Below are 17,136 nucleotides of genomic sequence, written 5' to 3'. Positions count from 1 at the left end.
AGGTTTAAAAACACGATGACACGGATCGGGATTTACACCGCGACGGAGAACGAACTCGGCTCGATCGGACGGGCTGCCGAGCGCCTCGCGGACGTCGAACTGGTCGTTCGATCGGAGAGCGATCTCGACGACGAGGCCGATATCGAGGAGTTCGTCGAGGAATTGACCGACGCCGCGGCAGCGATATTCTGGCTGCACGGTGCCGAAGACAGCATGCCGGGCTACGACTACGCGACGGGAGCGCTCTCCGAGGCGGGCGTCCCACTGATCGTCAAGGCGACCGGTGACGCCTTCGCGTTCGAGGATACGACGGTCTCGGAGGGATATCGCGATCTCGTCTACGACTATCTGGAGAAGGGCGGGACGATCAACGTCGCGAACCTGTGTCGCTTCCTCGTCGCGGAGTACGAAGGTCAGGACACGGAGTACGACGATCCCACCGAACTGCCGACTGAGGGCGTCTATCACCCCGACTATCCCGGGATCGGATACGAGGAACTGCTCGAGACCCACGACCCCGACAGACCGACGGTCGCCGTCTGGTTCTACGAATCGCACTGGACCCACGAGAACACCCGGTACGTCGACGCACAGGTGCGGGCGCTCGAGGAGCAGGGCGCGAACGCGCTGCCGATCTTCTGTAACCCGGCGACGGATACCGACGAGCAAGAGGATGCGGAGTGGGTGACCGATAACTGGCTCATCGATAGCGAGGCGTCTTTGACGCCTCGAGAAGGCGGTGAAACCGCCGATGCCGACGGACAACCGATCGTCGACGCCGTCCTCTCCTCGTTCATGTTCTCGCTCTCCATGGACGAACGCGGCCGCAGCGCCGATGACGAGGGCTCGAGCGCCGAGGACGTCTTCCTCGATCGCCTCGGCGTTCCCGTCCTGCAGACGATCACGACGATGCGATCGCGATCGCGCTACGAATCCAGCGACACGGGCGTGATGGGCTTCGAACTCGCGCTTTCCGTCGCCCTCCCGGAGTTCGACGGCAACGTCATCACGCACCCGATTTCGGGCAAGGAACGAACCGACGACGAGGCCGGCATCGGCTCCGCGCCGAAACACCACTATCCGATCGAGGAGCGGATCGATCACGCGACCCGGCTGGCGGTTAACTGGGCCGAGCTTCGACACACCCCGAACGAGGACAAGCAAGTTGCCGTCGTCCTGCACAACTACCCGCCGAGCGACGACGGGATCGGGACCGCGTTCGGGCTCGATAGTCCGAAGTCGACCGTCAATCTGCTCGAGGAACTCGATGAACGCGGTTACAACCTTGGCGACGAAATGCCCGAAGACGGGCAGACACTCGTCGAGAAGCTGACCGCACAGCTGACGCTCGAGGATCGCTGGGTCGCCCCCGAAGACGTTTGCGACCTCTCTGTCGACGTCGTCTCCGCCGACACCTACGCCGACTGGTTCGCCGACGCTGACGAGCGATTTCGGGAGAACATCGTCGAGGAATGGGGCGAGGTCCCCGACCGTCCGTTCGCGATCCCCGGCGTCGAGTTCGGCAACGTGCTCGTCACCGTACAACCGCCCCGCGGATTCGGGATGGACCCCTCGAAGGTCTACCACGATTCCGATCTGCAACCGCCACACGACTACTACGCGTTCTACGGTTGGCTCCGGAACACGTTCGAGGCCGACGGGGTCGTCCACCTCGGTACCCACGGCAGCCTCGAGTGGCTCCCCGGCAAGACCGTCGGACTGAACGGCGAGAGCGCGCCGGACCAACTGATCGACGACGTCCCGAACGTCTACCCATACATCGTGAATAATCCGGGTGAAGGAACGCAGGCCAAACGTCGCTCGTACGCCGCCATCGTCGACTATCTCACCCCCGTCATGCGAAACGCGGGCACCTACGACGAGTTGTCGGAACTCGAGGAGTTGGCTAACCAGTACCGGGAAGCCGGCATGGAGGACGCCCGCGCCGACGACGGGCAACACCTCGAGGACCTCATGCGCGAGAAAGTTGATGAACTGGATCTCGCAGTAGAATTGGGTATCAAAGGTACCATAGACGAGAAGGCCGACGTCCGCGGTCCGGACGAAGCAGGTTCGACCCTGGCTGAGGGCGACGTCGAGGGCGAGAATCTCGCGATCGACGACCTCGTCGAGCGCATTCACGAGTACCTCACGGACGTCAAGACCACCCAGATTCGCCTCGGACTGCACACGATGTCCGAGCCGCCAGCCGACGAACGCCTCGTGGAGTACCTCGTCGCGCTGACGCGGCTCGAGAACCCCGGCGGGCCGAGCCTGCGCGAGAGCGTGGCCGGCGCGCTGGGCGTCGACTACGAGACGATGCTCGACTCCCCGGGAACCTACGACGAGGCCCTCGGGATGACCTACGCCGAGGCCGCGGACGTGGTCTACGAGACCAGCGTCGACCTGATCGAGACGCTCGCCGAACACGAGTTCGACGTACCAGCGTCGGAACTCGAGGGCGGCCCCGAGGACGAGGTGAACATGAACCTGCTCGTGGTCGACCTCGAGACGATCGGGGACGGCCGCGCCAGATCGGGCGCTCACGACGACCTCCGGAAGGCGCTGGCGTACATCTGCGAGGAGGCCCAGCCCCGCGTGCAGGGAGCCGAGGACGAGATTCCGCGGACGGTGGACGCGCTCTCGGGCGAGTACGTGCCGCCCGGAGGATCGGGCGCGCCGACCCGCGGCGGCGTCGACCTGCTGCCGACCGCGCGGAACTTCTACACGCTCGACCCGCGCAAGGTGCCCGCGAAGGCTGCCTGGCAGGTCGGAAGTGAGGTCGCGGAGGGCGTTCTCGAGCGCCACCACGACGAACACGACGAGTATCCCGAGGAGATCGGCGTCGTGGCGTGGGGGACTCCGACCGTCCGCACCCGCGGCGAGACGATCGCTCAGGTGCTCGCGATGATGGGCGTCGAACCGCAGTGGACCGACGCGGGCAGGATCGACGACGTCGAGCCGATTCCGCTCGAGGAACTCGGTCGTCCACGCGTCGACGTGACGACCCGCGTCTCCGGGCTGTTCCGGGACGCGTTCCCGGCGGCGGCGGGCGTCATCCACGACGCCGTCGACACTGTCGTCGACCTCGAGGAACCCCTCGAGATGAACTACGTGAAAAAACACGTCGAGGAGGAGGCCGAAGAGTTGCAGGCGGAAGCGGGACTCGACGAATCGGACGCCAGAAAGGCAGCCTTACACCGCGTCTTCACCACCAGACCCGGCGGCTACGGTGCCGGGACGAACAAGGCCGTCGACGAGGGGAACTGGGACGAGCGCGCCGACCTCGCGAGCGTCTACGTCCAGTGGGGCGGGTACGCCATGGGGTCGCGCGGCCGCGTCTCCGACGCCCACGACGCCTTCGAACGCCGGCTCTCGAGCGTCGACGCGACGGTCAAGATCGAGGACACGATGGAGCAAGACGAGTTCGACTCCTCGGACTGGTACGCGTTTCACGGCGGCTTCATCTCCGCCGTCTCGGAGATCTCGGGCGAGGAACCCGCCTCCTACGTCGGTGACTCCTCCGACGCCGACAACGTTGACGTCTACACGAACGAGGAGAAGGTCCGCAAGGCGATGCGCGCTCGCGTCCTGAACCCCGACTGGCTCGAGTCGATGGAAGAGCACGGCTACAAGGGCGCGGGCGACCTCTCGACGACCGTCGACGTGACGCTCGGCTGGGACGCGACGACCGGCGTCATCTCGGACACCCTTTGGGAAGACGTCGCCGAGAAGTTCGCCTTCGACGAGGACCGCCAGGGGTGGATGCGCGACGTGAACCCCTGGGCGCTCGAGTCCATCACCGATACGCTCCTCGAGGCCGTCGAGCGCGACCTCTGGGACGCCGGCGACGAGACGGTCGACCGGCTACGCGACCTGAATCTCGAGGTCGAGGGCGACCTCGAGGCGCGGACGACGAACCCCGCGATGGAGGTGACGAACGATGACTGAGGGCGAGCAGCAGTTCGAACGGGAGTACGCGGATCTGGGTGCAACGACGCAGGACGCGATGGACATCGCGGAGACGAGCATGGACATCGTTCGGCAGTTCGTCCCGGACGAAACGCTGGCGGACCGGATCCGGCAGAAGTCCGTTCACTCGATGGGCGACATCGAGTTCCAGCACCTGATCGAGTTCACCGGACGCGACGGGGTCGGTGACGACGAGGACGCGCCGGTCCGCGCCGGCGCGACGGCGGTGCTCGAGGAGGCGACGATCGTCACCGACATCACGATGTCAAAGGCCGGAATCACCGGCCGCGGTCACAACTGCGAGAAGCGCAAGGCGATCGGGAACGGGGCCGAACTGGCGAAGGAAACCGGGATGACCCGGACCGCCGCCTCGGTGCTCGAACTCGACAAGCAGGGCGTCTACGACGGCGCGATCGCAACGATCGGAAACGCTCCGACGGCCGCGTTCGCGCTCGCAGACTGCATCGAGAACGGCACCCGACCAACCGTCATCGTCGCGACGCCAGTCGGCTTCGTCAAGGCCGAAGAGAGCCGCCAGCGCATCCGCGAGGTGAGCGAGGAGTACGACGTTCCGGCGATTACCAACGTCGGCCGCCGCGGCGGTAGCGGACTCGCCGCCGCGCTGACGAACGAACTGATCCACGTCGCAACGGACGTTCGGACCGACGACCTCGAGTTGGCGCTCACGGCTGCGGCTCGGGCAGCCCAGAAGGGCACCGACACGACCGAAGACGGCGAGGACCGATGAGTGGGGAGTACGACCTCGATTCGGGGCCGGATCCGGCGACCTTCGCCGCGGGAGCGGCGGAGCCGGATATCGACGAGGACGTCGACGATCCGGTTTACGCCGTCGGCGTCGGTCCGGGGAATCAGGAGTATCTCACGCCGCGTGGCCGGCGGGCGATTAAGGAAGCGGACGTCGTCGTCGGCTTTACGACCGTCGTGGAGTTCGTCAAGGATCTGACCGACGCCGACCTGCTGACCTGCGGCTACAAGGACGAGGCCGAGGCGCTCGAGGAGTTCGGCGAGCGCGTCGCTGCCGGCGAGTCGGGTACTGCGGTCGCGATGGGCGACCCGAACCACTCGGGCTACCAGTTCGTCGGGAAGGTACAGGATGCGGTCGAGCAGAGCTCGACGAGCCCTGCTTCGCAAACTCAGCAGGACGCCGTGGAACGAACTTCCACGAGCTCTGACTCGCAGGCTCGTCAGGACGCGGTTCAGCGTCGGGATGCCGAGATTCCCGTTCGCGTCGTTCCCGGCATCTCCTCGCTCCAGATGGCCGCGAGTCGCGCCCGGACGCCGATGGAGGATACCGAGTTCGTCACGCTGCACAAGAGCGGCGACCTCGAGGCAGACATGGACCGTCTCGCCGCCGCGGCGACGGTAGATGAACGTCACCTGCTCGTGCTCCCGCGACCCTACGACCGGATGCCCGGTGACCTCGCCGAGTTCCTGCTCGAGGCGGGCGCTGAGCCGACTCTCGAGGCGCTGGTGCTCGAAAAACTAACGCACGATGACGAGCGGATTCACCGGTTCACGCTGGCCGAGTTGTCCGAGCACGCCGGCGACAGCGGCGAGGCAGACACGCCGTTTTCGGATCTGGTCGTACTTGCGGTCAGACAGCCCGTGTCGTAGCCCGACTCGCGTCACGTTCGGACGGCCGCCTCGCCGGCCCGTCCCCGACCGAGTCGCACCCTCTCGAGTACAGCGACCGACAGCGAGCGGTTCGAACCGCGGCCGCTCGAGGAAATCGCGACGACGCGGGACAGAACGACCTATTCGGGCACGTCGCCGGCCATGATGTACTTCTCGTAGTTCGGCTCCTGTCCCCAGAGCGCAGATTTCGCCAGAGGTTCGTACTCGACGTTCTCGAGGCCTTGCTCTCCGAGGAACGCCGCCAGCTCTTCGGGCGGCCGTCCGTCATACAGCGGCAGGTCGTCGTGGATCTCTTCGTACCCCTCGAACACCTCCGAAAAGTCCCAGTGGCCCTCGATCAGGACGAGACGACCGCCGGGCTTGACGACGCGCCGCCACTCGTCGATCGCGTGCTCCGGGGTCGGCAGCGTCCAGATGAGGTGGCGCGCCGTCACCAGGTCGTAGGCGTCGTCGCGCTGAGCCAGGTTCTCCGCGTCGCCGCGCTGGAACTCGACGGACAGTTCCGACTGCTCGACCTTCGTTCGCGCCCGCTCGAGCATTTCCGGCGCGAAGTCGACGCCCGTGACGTCGTGACCGAGTTCCGCCAGCAGCAGCGAGATCACGCCGGTGCCACAGCCGATGTCGAGGACCTGCTTCGGTGGCTCGCCCGTCCACGGACGCAGCACCGACAGCCACGCCTCTCGTTGCTCGTCGCTGTGAATGCCGTGCTGGCTGTCGTCGTCGAACGAGTCAGCGCGGTCGTCCCAGTACCGCTGGACGACCTGCTTGACGTCTTCGCCCGTCTGTTCGTGTTGCGTCATGACCGCCGTCTTCTCACGAGGGCGATAAGCAGTTTCGCGAAGCGGTAATATGTGCACTCCCTGAGTTGTTACAAATAACACGTCGCCGTCGTCGGCTCGCTGATCGGAATCGGTACTCGATCGGAACCGTCGACCCGCGTCCCGGCCGGCGGCACCTCACCCGTCCTGCTCGTGCTCGCGCAGCACCGACGAGACGGTGTTCGAGACCTCCTCGAGCGCGACGGCGTTCGTCTTTCTGAGATCGCCCTGCTGCGCTTCGCCGAGGTGTCGCAGCGCTTCTCGGAGGTGCATCTCCATTTCGCGTTCGGGGTCGGTTTCGTCGGTCATTGCGATCGGGACGACTATAACCGATCGGGTCTGTTAAATTCGTCGGCGGGCCGATTCCGTCACTCGAGCGATTCTCGAGGGAGAGACCGCCGGTAGCACCGACGCATTCAAGTTGGGTTGTGCGAACGCAACCACAATGATGAACGGATTCGTCCTCGGCGGCGTCAGTTCCGGCGTCGGGAAGACGGTCGCGACGCTGTCGATAATTCGGGCGCTCGAGGACGCGGGTTATTCGGTCCAACCGGCCAAGGCGGGGCCGGATTTCATCGATCCGAGCCACCACGAGGCCGTCGCGGGTCGCCCCTCCCGTACCCTCGATCTGTGGCTCTGCGGCCGAGACGGTCTTCGCCGGAACTACCGGCGCGGCGAGGGAGATATCTGCGTCGTCGAGGGCGTGATGGGACTGTACGACGGCGACGGCTCGAGCACCGCGATGGTCGCCGAAGCGCTCGATATTCCCGTCGTCCTCGTGGTCGACGCGAAGGCGGGGATGGAGAGCGTCGCGGCGACCGCGCTGGGATTCCAGCGATACGCCGAAACCATCGGTCGCGACATCGAGGTCGCCGGCATCGTCGCCCAGCGCGCCCACGGCGGCCGCCACGAGCAGGGAATCCGCGACGCCCTGCCGGACGACCTCGAGTTCTTCGGCCGAATCCCGCCGAATTCGGCCCTCGAGATTCCCGATCGGCACCTCGGTCTCGAGATGGGCGAGGAGGCTGCGCTGCCGACGGAAGCGCTCCGGAAGGCTACAGAGTCACTCGAGGCCGAGCGTCTGGCCGACGTGGCGAGCGAGCCACCGGCTCCCGACGACCCCGTCCAGCCCGCCGAGCCGGTCGCTTCGACGATCGCCGTGGCCGACGACGCGGCCTTCTGCTTCCGGTATCCGGCGACGCTCGAGCGGTTCCGCGAGCGCGCCGAACTGGTCACGTTCTCGCCGGTCGCGGGTGATCCGATCCCCGACTGCGACGGCGTCTACCTCCCCGGTGGCTACCCCGAACTTCACGCCGCGGAACTCGAGTCGGCTGGAACGCTCGCGGAACTCGGTCGGCGGGCGAGCGATGGGCTGCCCGTTCTCGGGGAGTGCGGCGGCCTGATGGCGATGAGCCGGTCGCTGACGACAGCGGAGGGCGACCGTCACGAGATGGCCGGGATTCTGCCAGCGGACGTGACCATGCACGACCGCTATCAGGCGCTGGATCACGTCGAACTCGAGGCCCTCGACGGGACCCTCACCGCGAACGCCGGCGAGACGGTTCGCGGACACGAGTTCCACTACTCGAGCGCCGAGGTCGACGGCGACGCTCGGTTCGCGTTCGAGACGGTCCGCGGCGACGGCATCGACGGCGACCACGACGGCCTGACGGAGTACGAGTCGCTGGGCACGTACGTCCACGTTCACGCCGAAAGCGGGGCGTTCGATCGGTTCCTCGAGCGTCTCGAGTGAGTTCGACGCGCCGCTTTCGAAGCCCTTCTCCGACGTTGATATGAAGTCAAATAGTTAACACCTGTGCCGGTGTACTCCCGATCGTATGTCCGAATCAGTCCAGCGGCTCGACCCACTGGAGCAACGACCACTGGCCGATCGAACCTGCCTCGTCACGGGCTCTTCGCGCGGTATCGGTCGCGACATCGCGTTCGAACTCGCCCGCTGCGGGGCCGACGTGGCGGTGAACTACCGCTCGGCCGAAGAACGAGCGCTCGAGGTCGCCGAAACGATCGAAGCGAACGGCGAGACAGCCGTTCCGGTGCAGGCGGATATCTCCGAGCCGGCACAGATCGAGGCGATGGCCGAGGAAATCCGCGACGAACTCGGCGAGATCGACGTCCTCGTCAATAACGCCGGAATCACCATCGATCGAACGTTCGAGAACATGACCTACGAGGACTGGCGAACGGTGATCGACGTAAACCTGAACGGGACGTTCAACTGCACGAAGGCGTTTTACGAGGACATCAAGCGGTCCGACAACGGCCGGCTGATCAACATCTCGAGCGTCGTTGGCCAGCAGGGGAACTACGGACAGGCGAACTACGCGACGTCGAAAGGCGGGCTGTTCGCGTTCACCCGAACGCTGGCGCTGGAACTGGCCAGTCACGGCTCGACGGCCAACTGCGTCGCCCCCGGCTTTACGCAAACGGATATGCTCGAGAAGGTTCCGGACCGTGTGCAAGAGAAGATCCGCGATGATATCCCGCTGAATCGCTTCGCCCGGACCGAAGACATCGTCGGCATGATCCGATTTCTCACGAGCGACTACGCGGAGTACATGACCGGGCAGGTCATCGGGATCAACGGCGGCATGGAGTGGTAGCGACGGCGCGATCGCGGCGGCTCGAGCGATCGACCGGCGCGCGCGTTGTCGGGATGGTTCGCGTGTCACGTTTCTATCGGGCCGACAGTCACCGGTCGATTAACAAATTCAATTTCGTTACCACAAACGCATTTGGGCAATCGTATTTGGTCTATCACAATCATAATTGTTTTAGGGACGGCCCCTGTTCCACAGGGTGATGCCACCCATCGCGCTTCCACACGATGCGAAAGCCGGGCCGACCAAATCGGAGGTCCGCGCCGTCGTCCATTCGAAGCTCGCACTCGAGGCGGACGACCACTTCGCGGAGGTCGGTTCCTGCACGGGAGCGATCACGATCGAAGCCGCACAGCGGGCCGGACGGGTGACCGCACTCGAGCGGAAACCGGAACGGCTCGAGACGACAGAGAAGAACCTCGCCGCGAACGAGGGATCGATAACGGCCGATATCGAGCTTCGAAACGCGGAAGCGCCGGACGGGCTGCCCGACGACGCCGACGCGCTCTTCCTGGGCGGAAGTCGGAACTTCGAGGCCGTCCTCGATCACGCCGTCGCAACCGAAATCGACCGCGTGATCATGAACGTCTCGCGACTCGAGGTCGCGGGGAAAGCGACGGAGGCCTTCCGCGAGCGCGATATCTTGGAGGAGGTCGTCCAGTTCCAGGTGAGCCACGGCTACGAACTCGCCGGCGCGACGAGCTTTCACTCGGATAACCCGGTCTACATGCTGGTCGGAAGCGCGACGCCCGACGAGGCTGCGGCCGCGGACGATTCGAAAACGAGAGGGTCACGATGACGCTCTACGGCGTCGGACTCGGTCCCGGCGAGGCCGACCTCGTGACCGTTCGCGGGAAGGAAGTGCTCGAGGACTGCGACGTCGTCTACTCGCCGGGCCGACTCTCGCGATCGGTCGCCCTAGAGCACGTCGACGAGTCGAAGATCGGGGATCTGGATTTCCCGATGACGAAAGACGAGGAGAAGCTGCGAGCGGCGTGGAAGGACGCCGCGGCGGAGATCGCGCCGAATGCACTCGAGGGCGACGTCGCCTTCGTCACGCTGGGCGATCCGAACGTCTACTCGACGTTCGGGCACCTGCGTCGGACGATCGACGCCTTTCACTCGGACGTCGAACTCGAGATCGTTCCCGGCGTCAGCGCCGTCACGGCCTTCGCGACCGCGATGGGCGTCGAGATCGAAGCCGGCGCGGGTCTCTCGCTTCGCGAAGCCGCGAACGGCCACAGCCCGACCGCCCCGGATCGGATGATTCTGTTCAAGGTCACCGACGCGCCCGCAACCCACGAAGGGCTCGTCGAGGCGGGCTACGACGTGACCTACGGTCGCCGGCTGTTCATGGAACAGGGCGAGACCCTCGTCACCGACGACCCCGAAGAGATCGAGGAGCGCGACTACTACACGCTGGCGTACGCCGAGAAGGCGGACCTCGAGGTCGAGCAGGCGACGGCGGCGTTCGAGCGAGAAGCCGACGCCGACGCCTCGAGCGACGATGATGCGAGCGAGGACGGATCGTCGACGGGCGGCGAACCGGTTGCGGACGGCGGGGAGTTCGGTATCGAAGAGATCGCCGAGGGCTGTGCCCACGGCGACTGCGGAGGCCACTGATCATGACGGAGACAGACGAGACGGAGACGACTGTTGTACCTGACGGAGGCGACCCCCAGGAGGCGATCGACGCCCAGGGCGAGCGCCGCCGCGAGGAACTGGACGACCGAATCTTCGAGCACAACGCCGGCGACGAACAGGAGGGAATTCCCTTCGTCGGCGCTGGTCCCGGCAACCCGCGGCTGCTGACCGTCGCGGGCAAGGAACTGCTCGAGGAATCGGACCTGGTGGTCCACGCGGGCTCGCTGGTTAACAGCGAACTGCTCGAGGAGTATTGCGATCACGCGACGCTCGTAAACTCCGTCGGGAAGGATCTCGAGGAACTGATTCCGCTGATGCGCGATGCCTACGAGGACGGCGAGAACGTCGTTCGACTCCACAGCGGCGACCCCGCCATCTACGGGGCCGCGCTCGAGCAGATGGACGCCCTCGAACACGAGGGCGTCCCGACCCACTTCGTCCCGGGCGTCACCTCGGCGTTTGCGGCCAGCGCGACGCTGCGGACCCAACTGACGCTCAACGAGGTCTCGAATCACGTCGCCTTCACTCGGCCCCAGGGCAAGACCCTGACCGAGGATGAAGACCACATCTCCGAGTTCGTGGGGATGGGCGACGTGACGAGCTGTATCTACCTCGGGACCCACGCGGTTCGGGAGACGATGGATCGGTTGCTCGAGGACGGCCACGAACCCGAGACCCCGGTCGGCGTGATCTACCACGCCTCCTGGCCGGACGAGGACGTGATCGTTGGCACGGTCGGCGATATTGCAGAGAAGGTCGAGGAGGCCGGCTACCGGGCATCAGCGATGGTCGTTATCGGTGATGCGGTCACGGGTGCCGGCTACGAGCGCTCGTTCCTCTACGGCGACTGGGCGAATCGGGGCTCTTCGGGGAGTTCGGCAGAGACGGAGGCGAGCGATGACTGAAACAAGTCGGGTTCACTACCGCGAACACGCCGAAAGCCCCTGGCTCGCTCGACGGCTGCGGCTCGCTGTGCGCTTCGCTCCCGTTGGTCGCTCCAGTGCTTACACCGCCTCGCTCGCCGAGCGAGCCAGCCCCTTTCAGTCCCACCCGCGCGGTGGTCCGGACGGGTCTGTAGCGCGTGGAACGGACGGTTTTGCTACGATGGAGGTTTCACAATGAGTTCAGGAACGGAAAACACGGACGACACAGACGACTCGAGCACGGACTCCGGCGGCAGCCACTGTTCGACGGCGGATTCGGACGGCGAAGTCGCCGAGGAGATCGCGATCATCTCCTTCGGGCGGAAGATGGAGACCGCTGAGGAGATCGAGGACGAACTCGAGGACCGCTACGAACTGATCGACATCATCGAGTACCACGGCACGGTCTTCGACGAGCACTGGGGCGAGTACGACTGCTTTATCGGGCTGATGGCGAGCGGGATCGCGATGCGCAAGACGGCCCACCTGCTCGACGACAAGTGGGACGATCCCGCGATCTGCGTGGTCGACGAGGAACTCACGTGGGCCATCCCGATCACGGGCGGCCACCACGGCGCGAACCAGGTCGCACAGGACCTGGCGACGATGGGTGCCGTTCCAGCCATGACGACCGCGAGCGAGGCCGCCGGCAAGCAGGGCGTCGAGTCCCGCGCGAAGGCGATGGACACCCACGTCGTCAACGGCGATTCGACGGTGAAGACGAACCTCGCCGTCCTCGACGACAATTTGGGACCCGTCGCCCGTCTGGACGGCCCGCGTGCGGTGCTCGTCGGCGACGACGTGACGGTCCTGAAGCGGAACAAAAATAACGGGATCGTCATCGGCACCGGCAGCGTCTCCGGCGCGAGCAAGGAATCGTTCGTCGCCGCGTGGGAGCAAGCCCTCGAAGAGACCGACTACGACTTCTCGGACATCGAGTTCGTCGGCACCGCGACCCGGAAAGAGGACGAGGAAGGGCTGCTCGAGGCCGTCACCGAACTCGACCTCGGGCTGGTCGCCTTCGACAAGGAGACGCTGCTCGAACACGAGGGGCCGACGCCCTCGAAATCGAAGGAGCTGATCGGCTGGCCCGGTGTGTCGGAGGCGAGTGCGATTGCAGGCGGTGCCGAGCAGGAACTCGTCCTCGAGAAGATCGGCTACGAAAACGAGGTTACGGTGGCGATCGGCAGATGAGCGCCGACGATTCGGTCGCCCATACCGGCGGCACCCCCGACGACCACGGCACGCTCTACGTCGTCGGCATCGGCCCCGGCCTGCCGGATCACATGACCAAGCGGGCCAAGGAGGTCGTCGAGTCCTCCGAAGTCGTCATCGCCTCGAGTCTCTACCAGGAGTTCCTGCGCGACGACGGCACCCTGCCGCCCAAGGAGGAGACGGCCGAGGACGGTATCGCGGTCCGAGACGACGGTTTCGAACAGGAGATCATCCGCTCGACGATGGGCCGCCAGATCGAACTCGCCCGCGCGGCGTTCGACCACGTTCGGGAGGGGAAGGACGTCGCGCACGTCTCCGGCGGCGACCCCTCCGTGTACGGCAAGTCCGACCTCGTCTTCACGATGGCGAAAGCGGACGACGCGACGGACGTCCCTATCGAGATCGTTCCCGGTCTGACAGCGGCGCTGGGCGGATCCGCCAACGTCGGCGCACCGCTGTGCAACGATTTCTGTACGATCTCGCTGTCGGACAAGTGGCGCGGCTGGGACGAGATCGAGGAGAAACTGCGCGCCGCCGCCATCTCGGGCTTCGTGATCGTCCTCTACAACTGCTGGCGCAACTACGAGCGGGCCGTCGAAATCGTTCGCGAGGAGCGAACCGACGACGCCCTCGTGGCTATCGTCAACGATGCCGGTCGTCAGGACGCCGGCCGAAACGGCGAGAGCCAGTTCGTCACCAGCCTGGGGGAGGCCGCCGACCACGACGACAAGGTCTCCGGGATGGGGACCTCGCTGATCATCGGCAACCACGAGACGGAGACCTGGAGCAACGACGACCGAACGTACCTCGTCACCCCGCGGGGCGGGCGTGACGTCGACGACTTCTGAGATACCAGACGCTATACACCAATGAGTACGGACACTGACGCAGACGCTGACGACGAATCGACTTCCAAATGCGGCGCCTCGAGTGTGAGCGAGGCCGAAACCGAATCCTCGAGTTCGGGCTCGAAATGCGGGGCCTCCTCGAGCGAGGCGGGCGACGACTCGAGCGCCTCGAAATGCGGCGCCTCGAGTTCCGACTCCAGTTCCTCGTCCTCCGGATCGAAGTGCGGGGCCTCGAGTTCGGACGACGACTCGAGCAACGAGCAGGAAGTCGGCGCGACGATCGACGACTTCGACGCCGACCCCGGCCAGCTAACCGCCGTCGGTCTCGGTCCCGGCCACGCCGAGGGGATGACCGAGCGAGCGAAGACGGCGCTGCTCGAGGCCGAACACATCGTCGGCTACACGACGTACATCGACCTCATTCCGGACGAGATCACCGAGCAGGCCGACGAACTCTACGACACGCCGATGTGTGGCGAAGTCTCCCGGACGGAGGAGGCCATCGACCGCACGCTCGCGGGCAACGACGTGGCGATCGTCGGCAGCGGCGACCCCAACGTCTACGCGCTCGCCGGACTGGCGCTCGAGATCCTCGAATCCAAGGGCGCGACGGCGACGATGGTCGACTTCGACGTGGTGCCGGGGGTGCCCGCCGCACAGTCCTGCGGTGCCCGCCTCGGTGCTCCGCTCGTAAACGACACCGTCTCGGTGTCGCTGTCGGACCACCTGGTCCCGATGCCCGAGATCGAGTCGCGGCTCCACGCCGTCGCCAAGGAGTCCTTCACGATCACGATCTACAACCCCTGGAGCCGCAAACGGCGGGAGAACTTCCAGAAGTGCTGTGAGATCCTCCTGACCCACCGCGACGAGGGGACGCCCGTCGGTATCGTCCACGGCGCGGGTCGGGAGGACGAGCGAGTGATGATCACCGAACTCGGCGAACTCGAGGACCTCGGCGAAAGCGAGATCATCGACATGACGACGACGATCGTCGTCGGCAACGAGGAGACGTACGTCTGGGACGACCGGATGGTCACGCCCCGCGGCTACGAGACGAAGTACGATTACTGAGCGACGAGGCTGAAACACACCAATGTCACGATACGAAGTCACGATCGAAAAGGACGCCTGCGACGGCATCTTCGCCTGTCTGACCCGCGACCCGCGGTTCGTCGAGGGCGAGGACGCCCTCGCGACGATCGATCCGGGTGCGGATCCCGTCTACGACTGCGAGGGCGAGGTCACCGACACCGACGAGCGGGTCGTCGCGACGTTCGACGACGACCGCATCGACGAAGCGAAACAGGCCGCGGCGGCCTGTCCGACGGACGCGATCGTCGTCGAGGAGGTGGGCAAATGAGCGAGACCCGGAACGCCGCCGAGATCGCGGTTCCCGCTGATCCGCTCGCCGGTCACCCCGCGACGGCGTACCTCTGGGGCCACGTCGCCGGCAGCGGCGACGTTTCTGACGACGGGATCGAGGTCGTCACCAACGACGAGGAATCCGCACGGGTACTCGCCGCGATCGCGGGCGGCAGCGTAGAGCACGAGACGACTACTCGAGACTACGCACACGACACAACCATCACGCGAACGGAAGACGAGTACACGCTGTCGATCATCACGCGAACGGAAGACGAGTACACGCTGTCGATCGGCGGTAGCGAAGGCGCTGACGCCGAAAGCGGCGGTGCGGGTCCGCTCGGCCGCAACGGCGCGCTCGGTCTCCCCGTCGACGGCCGCGGTAACTACCGGTTCGGGGCCTTCGCACGCGACGATCGCGAACTCCTGCGCGGACTGTTCGAGGGCTGTGGGACCATCTGCTTCAAGTCCTCGAGCGGTACCGTCGGCGTCTCCTTCGTCCACGAGGAGCGGGAGTTACTCGAGTTGATACGGGAACTGATCGCCGACTGTCCGGTGGACGCGTCGACAGGCGACCTCGGCGAAACGTCCTCCGGGGGCTACTGGTTCGGCGTCGACGATGCCGCTGCACCCGACTTCGGAGCGTGGCTCTACGAGAGCTGCGAGGAAACCGGCCTCTTCGCGCCCAGTCGCCGCCGAAAGCTCGAGAAGAGTCTCGAGCAGGCCGAGGCGTACGACGAGTAGACGAGAGCGTTCCTGACGAACAGCTACCGAACAGCGTTCGATCCGGTACCCGACAATGAGCACACCCGATAACACCGACGAGCCCGCGTCCGCACCCCACGCTGCCTTCGACGACGAGGCCGTCCTGCTGGTGGGTCACGGCTCCCGGCGAGAGAAGTCGAACGAACAGGTGCGGGAACTGGCCGCCACCCTCGAGTCGCGGCTGCGAATTCCGGTCGATGCCGCGTTTCTCGAACTCGCGGAGCCGTCGATCGATGCGGCCCTCGCAGAACTCGCGACCCTGACGTCGCAGGTGACGGTCGTCCACTGCTCGCTGTTCGCCGCGAGTCACGTCAAAAACGACGTGCCGCTGGCGCTCGAGCAGGCTCGCGCGACCCAGGATATCGAGATCAACAACGGTGCGCACCTGGGAATTCATCCGGCGATCATCGACCTGCTGGACGACCGGGCGGCCGCTGTCGAGCAGGAACTGGGTGTCGACCGCACGGCGGACGACGTCGCCGTCGTGCTCTGCGGCCGCGGCTCGAGCGATCCGGACGCCAACGGCGACGTGCACAAACTGGCCCGACTGCTCTACGAGGGTCGGGAGTTCGACCGCGTAGAAGCCTCGTTCATCGGCGTGACGGAGCCGACGCTCGAGGAGCACCTCCACGGGCTCTCGAAGCACCGCCCCGACGCCGTGATCGTCCTCCCGTACATGCTCGGCGACGGCGTGCTCACCCAGCGCGTGCGCGATTGGACGGCGGAGTTCGACGACAAGTACCCGTACGTCGACGCGCTGGCGGGCGGTCCCCTCGGCACGGACTCGCGGCTGCTCGACGTCTTCGCCGACCGCTGGCAGGAGGCCCGCACCGACAGCGTGGAGATGTCCTGTGACACCTGTAAGTACAAGGTCGACCTCGAAGGCTACGAGGAGGACGTCGGCGGCGCGCGGGCGATGCTTCGGGCGCTGGCCCATCGGGAGACCCACGCTGATCGCGAGGACGTCGACGACGAACCGCACACGCACGACGCGCCCGCAAAGCACGTCGCGGTGTGTACGAATCGAACCTGCGCCGAGATGGGGTCGCCCGCGGTGCTCGAGCGGCTTCGCCAGGAGGCCCGCGATTCGGACCACTGCGACGCCCGAATCACGCGGTCGTCGTGCCTCGGCCGCTGCGGCGACGGCCCGATGGTCGCCGTCTACCCCGACGGGATCTGGTACGGCGGCGTCGCGGACGGAGACGCAGAGCGGATCGTCGCCGATCACCTAGATCGGAATCGAATCGTGAGCGATCTCGTCGATCAGACGCTCTGAGGGACGAACAGCCTAGAAACGCGAACTGCGATTACAGAA

16 protein-coding genes are annotated in these 17,136 nt (G+C 65.8%); 14 read left to right on the top strand and 2 right to left on the bottom strand.

Features of this window, described 5'->3' with window-relative positions:
* Positions 1–15: 15 nt before the first annotated feature.
* Genes cobN through DWB23_RS08240 form a run of 3 tightly spaced genes read left to right on the top strand, consistent with a single transcriptional unit; the run spans position 16 to position 5,607 of the window.
* Positions 16–3,951: a cobaltochelatase subunit CobN gene (cobN, locus tag DWB23_RS08250; RefSeq protein ID WP_121742348.1), complete on the top strand. Its 3,936-nt coding sequence runs from the start codon at positions 16–18 to the stop codon at positions 3,949–3,951.
* Positions 3,944–4,720: a precorrin-8X methylmutase gene (locus tag DWB23_RS08245; RefSeq protein ID WP_121742347.1), complete on the top strand. Its 777-nt coding sequence runs from the start codon at positions 3,944–3,946 to the stop codon at positions 4,718–4,720. Before cobN ends, DWB23_RS08245 begins: the two co-directional genes overlap by 8 nt.
* Entirely contained in the window at positions 4,717–5,607 is an 891-nt protein-coding gene (locus DWB23_RS08240) for a cobalt-precorrin-7 (C(5))-methyltransferase (RefSeq protein ID WP_121742346.1), read from the top strand. The genes DWB23_RS08245 and DWB23_RS08240 overlap by 4 nt, the downstream gene beginning before the upstream one ends.
* Positions 5,608–5,747: 140 nt before the next feature.
* On the opposite strand, the gene DWB23_RS08235 is transcribed toward DWB23_RS08240, so the two are convergent.
* Entirely contained in the window at positions 5,748–6,428 is a 681-nt protein-coding gene (locus tag DWB23_RS08235) for a class I SAM-dependent methyltransferase (RefSeq protein WP_121742345.1), read from the bottom strand.
* Positions 6,429–6,584: 156 nt separating this feature from the next.
* Positions 6,585–6,755, bottom strand: coding sequence for a hypothetical protein (locus tag DWB23_RS22945; RefSeq protein WP_162989773.1), 171 nt, complete (start codon positions 6,753–6,755; stop codon positions 6,585–6,587).
* Between the two features lie 139 nt (positions 6,756–6,894).
* Between DWB23_RS22945 and DWB23_RS08230 the strand changes: the two genes are divergently transcribed.
* The 11 genes from DWB23_RS08230 to DWB23_RS08180 all read left to right on the top strand — a co-directional run bounded on the left by DWB23_RS08230 (position 6,895) and on the right by DWB23_RS08180 (position 17,097).
* Entirely contained in the window at positions 6,895–8,199 is a 1,305-nt protein-coding gene (locus DWB23_RS08230; RefSeq protein WP_121743049.1) for a cobyrinic acid a,c-diamide synthase, read from the top strand.
* Positions 8,200–8,284: 85 nt separating this feature from the next.
* Positions 8,285–9,067 carry a beta-ketoacyl-ACP reductase gene (locus DWB23_RS08225; RefSeq protein ID WP_121742344.1) on the top strand — a complete coding sequence of 261 codons (783 nt, stop codon included), beginning with the start codon at positions 8,285–8,287 and terminating at the stop codon, positions 9,065–9,067.
* Positions 9,068–9,266: 199 nt separating this feature from the next.
* On the top strand, positions 9,267–9,863 hold the full coding sequence (gene cbiT / locus DWB23_RS08220; protein ID WP_121742343.1) for a precorrin-6Y C5,15-methyltransferase (decarboxylating) subunit CbiT: 597 nt from the start codon (positions 9,267–9,269) through the stop codon (positions 9,861–9,863).
* The gene (locus DWB23_RS08215) at positions 9,860–10,687 is read left to right on the top strand and encodes a cobalt-factor II C(20)-methyltransferase (RefSeq protein ID WP_121742342.1); all 828 of its coding nucleotides are present in this window, start codon (positions 9,860–9,862) and stop codon (positions 10,685–10,687) included. Before cbiT ends, DWB23_RS08215 begins: the two co-directional genes overlap by 4 nt.
* 2 nt (positions 10,688–10,689) lie before the next feature.
* Positions 10,690–11,613: a cobalt-precorrin-4/precorrin-4 C(11)-methyltransferase gene (locus tag DWB23_RS08210; protein WP_121742341.1), complete on the top strand. Its 924-nt coding sequence runs from the start codon at positions 10,690–10,692 to the stop codon at positions 11,611–11,613.
* A 213-nt stretch (positions 11,614–11,826) separates the two neighbouring features.
* Positions 11,827–12,825 (top strand): cobalt-precorrin 5A hydrolase, encoded by a 999-nt coding sequence (gene cbiG / locus DWB23_RS08205; protein WP_121742340.1) that lies wholly within the window; start codon positions 11,827–11,829, stop codon positions 12,823–12,825.
* Complete coding sequence (locus DWB23_RS08200; RefSeq protein ID WP_121742339.1) at positions 12,822–13,694, top strand: precorrin-3B C(17)-methyltransferase; 873 nt, start codon at positions 12,822–12,824, stop codon at positions 13,692–13,694. The genes cbiG and DWB23_RS08200 overlap by 4 nt, the downstream gene beginning before the upstream one ends.
* A gap of 21 nt (positions 13,695–13,715) precedes the next feature.
* The gene (gene cobJ / locus DWB23_RS08195) at positions 13,716–14,765 is read left to right on the top strand and encodes a precorrin-3B C(17)-methyltransferase (protein ID WP_121742338.1); all 1,050 of its coding nucleotides are present in this window, start codon (positions 13,716–13,718) and stop codon (positions 14,763–14,765) included.
* Positions 14,766–14,787: 22 nt separating this feature from the next.
* Positions 14,788–15,054, top strand: coding sequence for a ferredoxin (locus DWB23_RS08190; protein WP_121742337.1), 267 nt, complete (start codon positions 14,788–14,790; stop codon positions 15,052–15,054).
* On the top strand, positions 15,051–15,800 hold the full coding sequence (locus DWB23_RS08185; protein ID WP_121742336.1) for a cobalamin biosynthesis protein: 750 nt from the start codon (positions 15,051–15,053) through the stop codon (positions 15,798–15,800). The genes DWB23_RS08190 and DWB23_RS08185 overlap by 4 nt, the downstream gene beginning before the upstream one ends.
* Positions 15,801–15,855: 55 nt before the next feature.
* The gene (locus DWB23_RS08180) at positions 15,856–17,097 is read left to right on the top strand and encodes a CbiX/SirB N-terminal domain-containing protein (protein ID WP_121742335.1); all 1,242 of its coding nucleotides are present in this window, start codon (positions 15,856–15,858) and stop codon (positions 17,095–17,097) included.
* Positions 17,098–17,136: the final 39 nt, after the last annotated feature.

The organism is Natronorubrum halophilum, from assembly GCF_003670115.1.
Lineage (GTDB): Archaea > Halobacteriota > Halobacteria > Halobacteriales > Natrialbaceae > Natronorubrum > Natronorubrum halophilum.
This window is presented reverse-complemented; position numbering and strand designations above follow the sequence as displayed.

Excerpts from the sequence above, each read along its gene's own strand:
- DWB23_RS08190 (WP_121742337.1), top strand. The coding sequence starts at position 14,788 with ATGTCACGATACGAAGTCACGATCGAAAAGGACGCCTGCGACGGCATC.
- DWB23_RS08180 (WP_121742335.1), top strand. The coding sequence starts at position 15,856 with ATGAGCACACCCGATAACACCGACGAGCCCGCGTCCGCACCCCACGCT.
- cbiT (WP_121742343.1), top strand. The coding sequence starts at position 9,267 with ATGCCACCCATCGCGCTTCCACACGATGCGAAAGCCGGGCCGACCAAA.
- DWB23_RS08235 (WP_121742345.1), bottom strand. The coding sequence starts at position 6,428 with ATGACGCAACACGAACAGACGGGCGAAGACGTCAAGCAGGTCGTCCAG.
- DWB23_RS08210 (WP_121742341.1), top strand. The coding sequence starts at position 10,690 with ATGACGGAGACAGACGAGACGGAGACGACTGTTGTACCTGACGGAGGC.
- DWB23_RS08225 (WP_121742344.1), top strand. The coding sequence starts at position 8,285 with ATGTCCGAATCAGTCCAGCGGCTCGACCCACTGGAGCAACGACCACTG.
- cobJ (WP_121742338.1), top strand. The coding sequence starts at position 13,716 with ATGAGTACGGACACTGACGCAGACGCTGACGACGAATCGACTTCCAAA.
- DWB23_RS08230 (WP_121743049.1), top strand. The coding sequence starts at position 6,895 with ATGAACGGATTCGTCCTCGGCGGCGTCAGTTCCGGCGTCGGGAAGACG.
- DWB23_RS08200 (WP_121742339.1), top strand. The coding sequence starts at position 12,822 with ATGAGCGCCGACGATTCGGTCGCCCATACCGGCGGCACCCCCGACGAC.
- DWB23_RS08240 (WP_121742346.1), top strand. The coding sequence starts at position 4,717 with ATGAGTGGGGAGTACGACCTCGATTCGGGGCCGGATCCGGCGACCTTC.
- cbiG (WP_121742340.1), top strand. The coding sequence starts at position 11,827 with ATGAGTTCAGGAACGGAAAACACGGACGACACAGACGACTCGAGCACG.
- DWB23_RS08215 (WP_121742342.1), top strand. The coding sequence starts at position 9,860 with ATGACGCTCTACGGCGTCGGACTCGGTCCCGGCGAGGCCGACCTCGTG.
- cobN (WP_121742348.1), top strand. The coding sequence starts at position 16 with ATGACACGGATCGGGATTTACACCGCGACGGAGAACGAACTCGGCTCG.
- DWB23_RS22945 (WP_162989773.1), bottom strand. The coding sequence starts at position 6,755 with ATGACCGACGAAACCGACCCCGAACGCGAAATGGAGATGCACCTCCGA.
- DWB23_RS08185 (WP_121742336.1), top strand. The coding sequence starts at position 15,051 with ATGAGCGAGACCCGGAACGCCGCCGAGATCGCGGTTCCCGCTGATCCG.
- DWB23_RS08245 (WP_121742347.1), top strand. The coding sequence starts at position 3,944 with ATGACTGAGGGCGAGCAGCAGTTCGAACGGGAGTACGCGGATCTGGGT.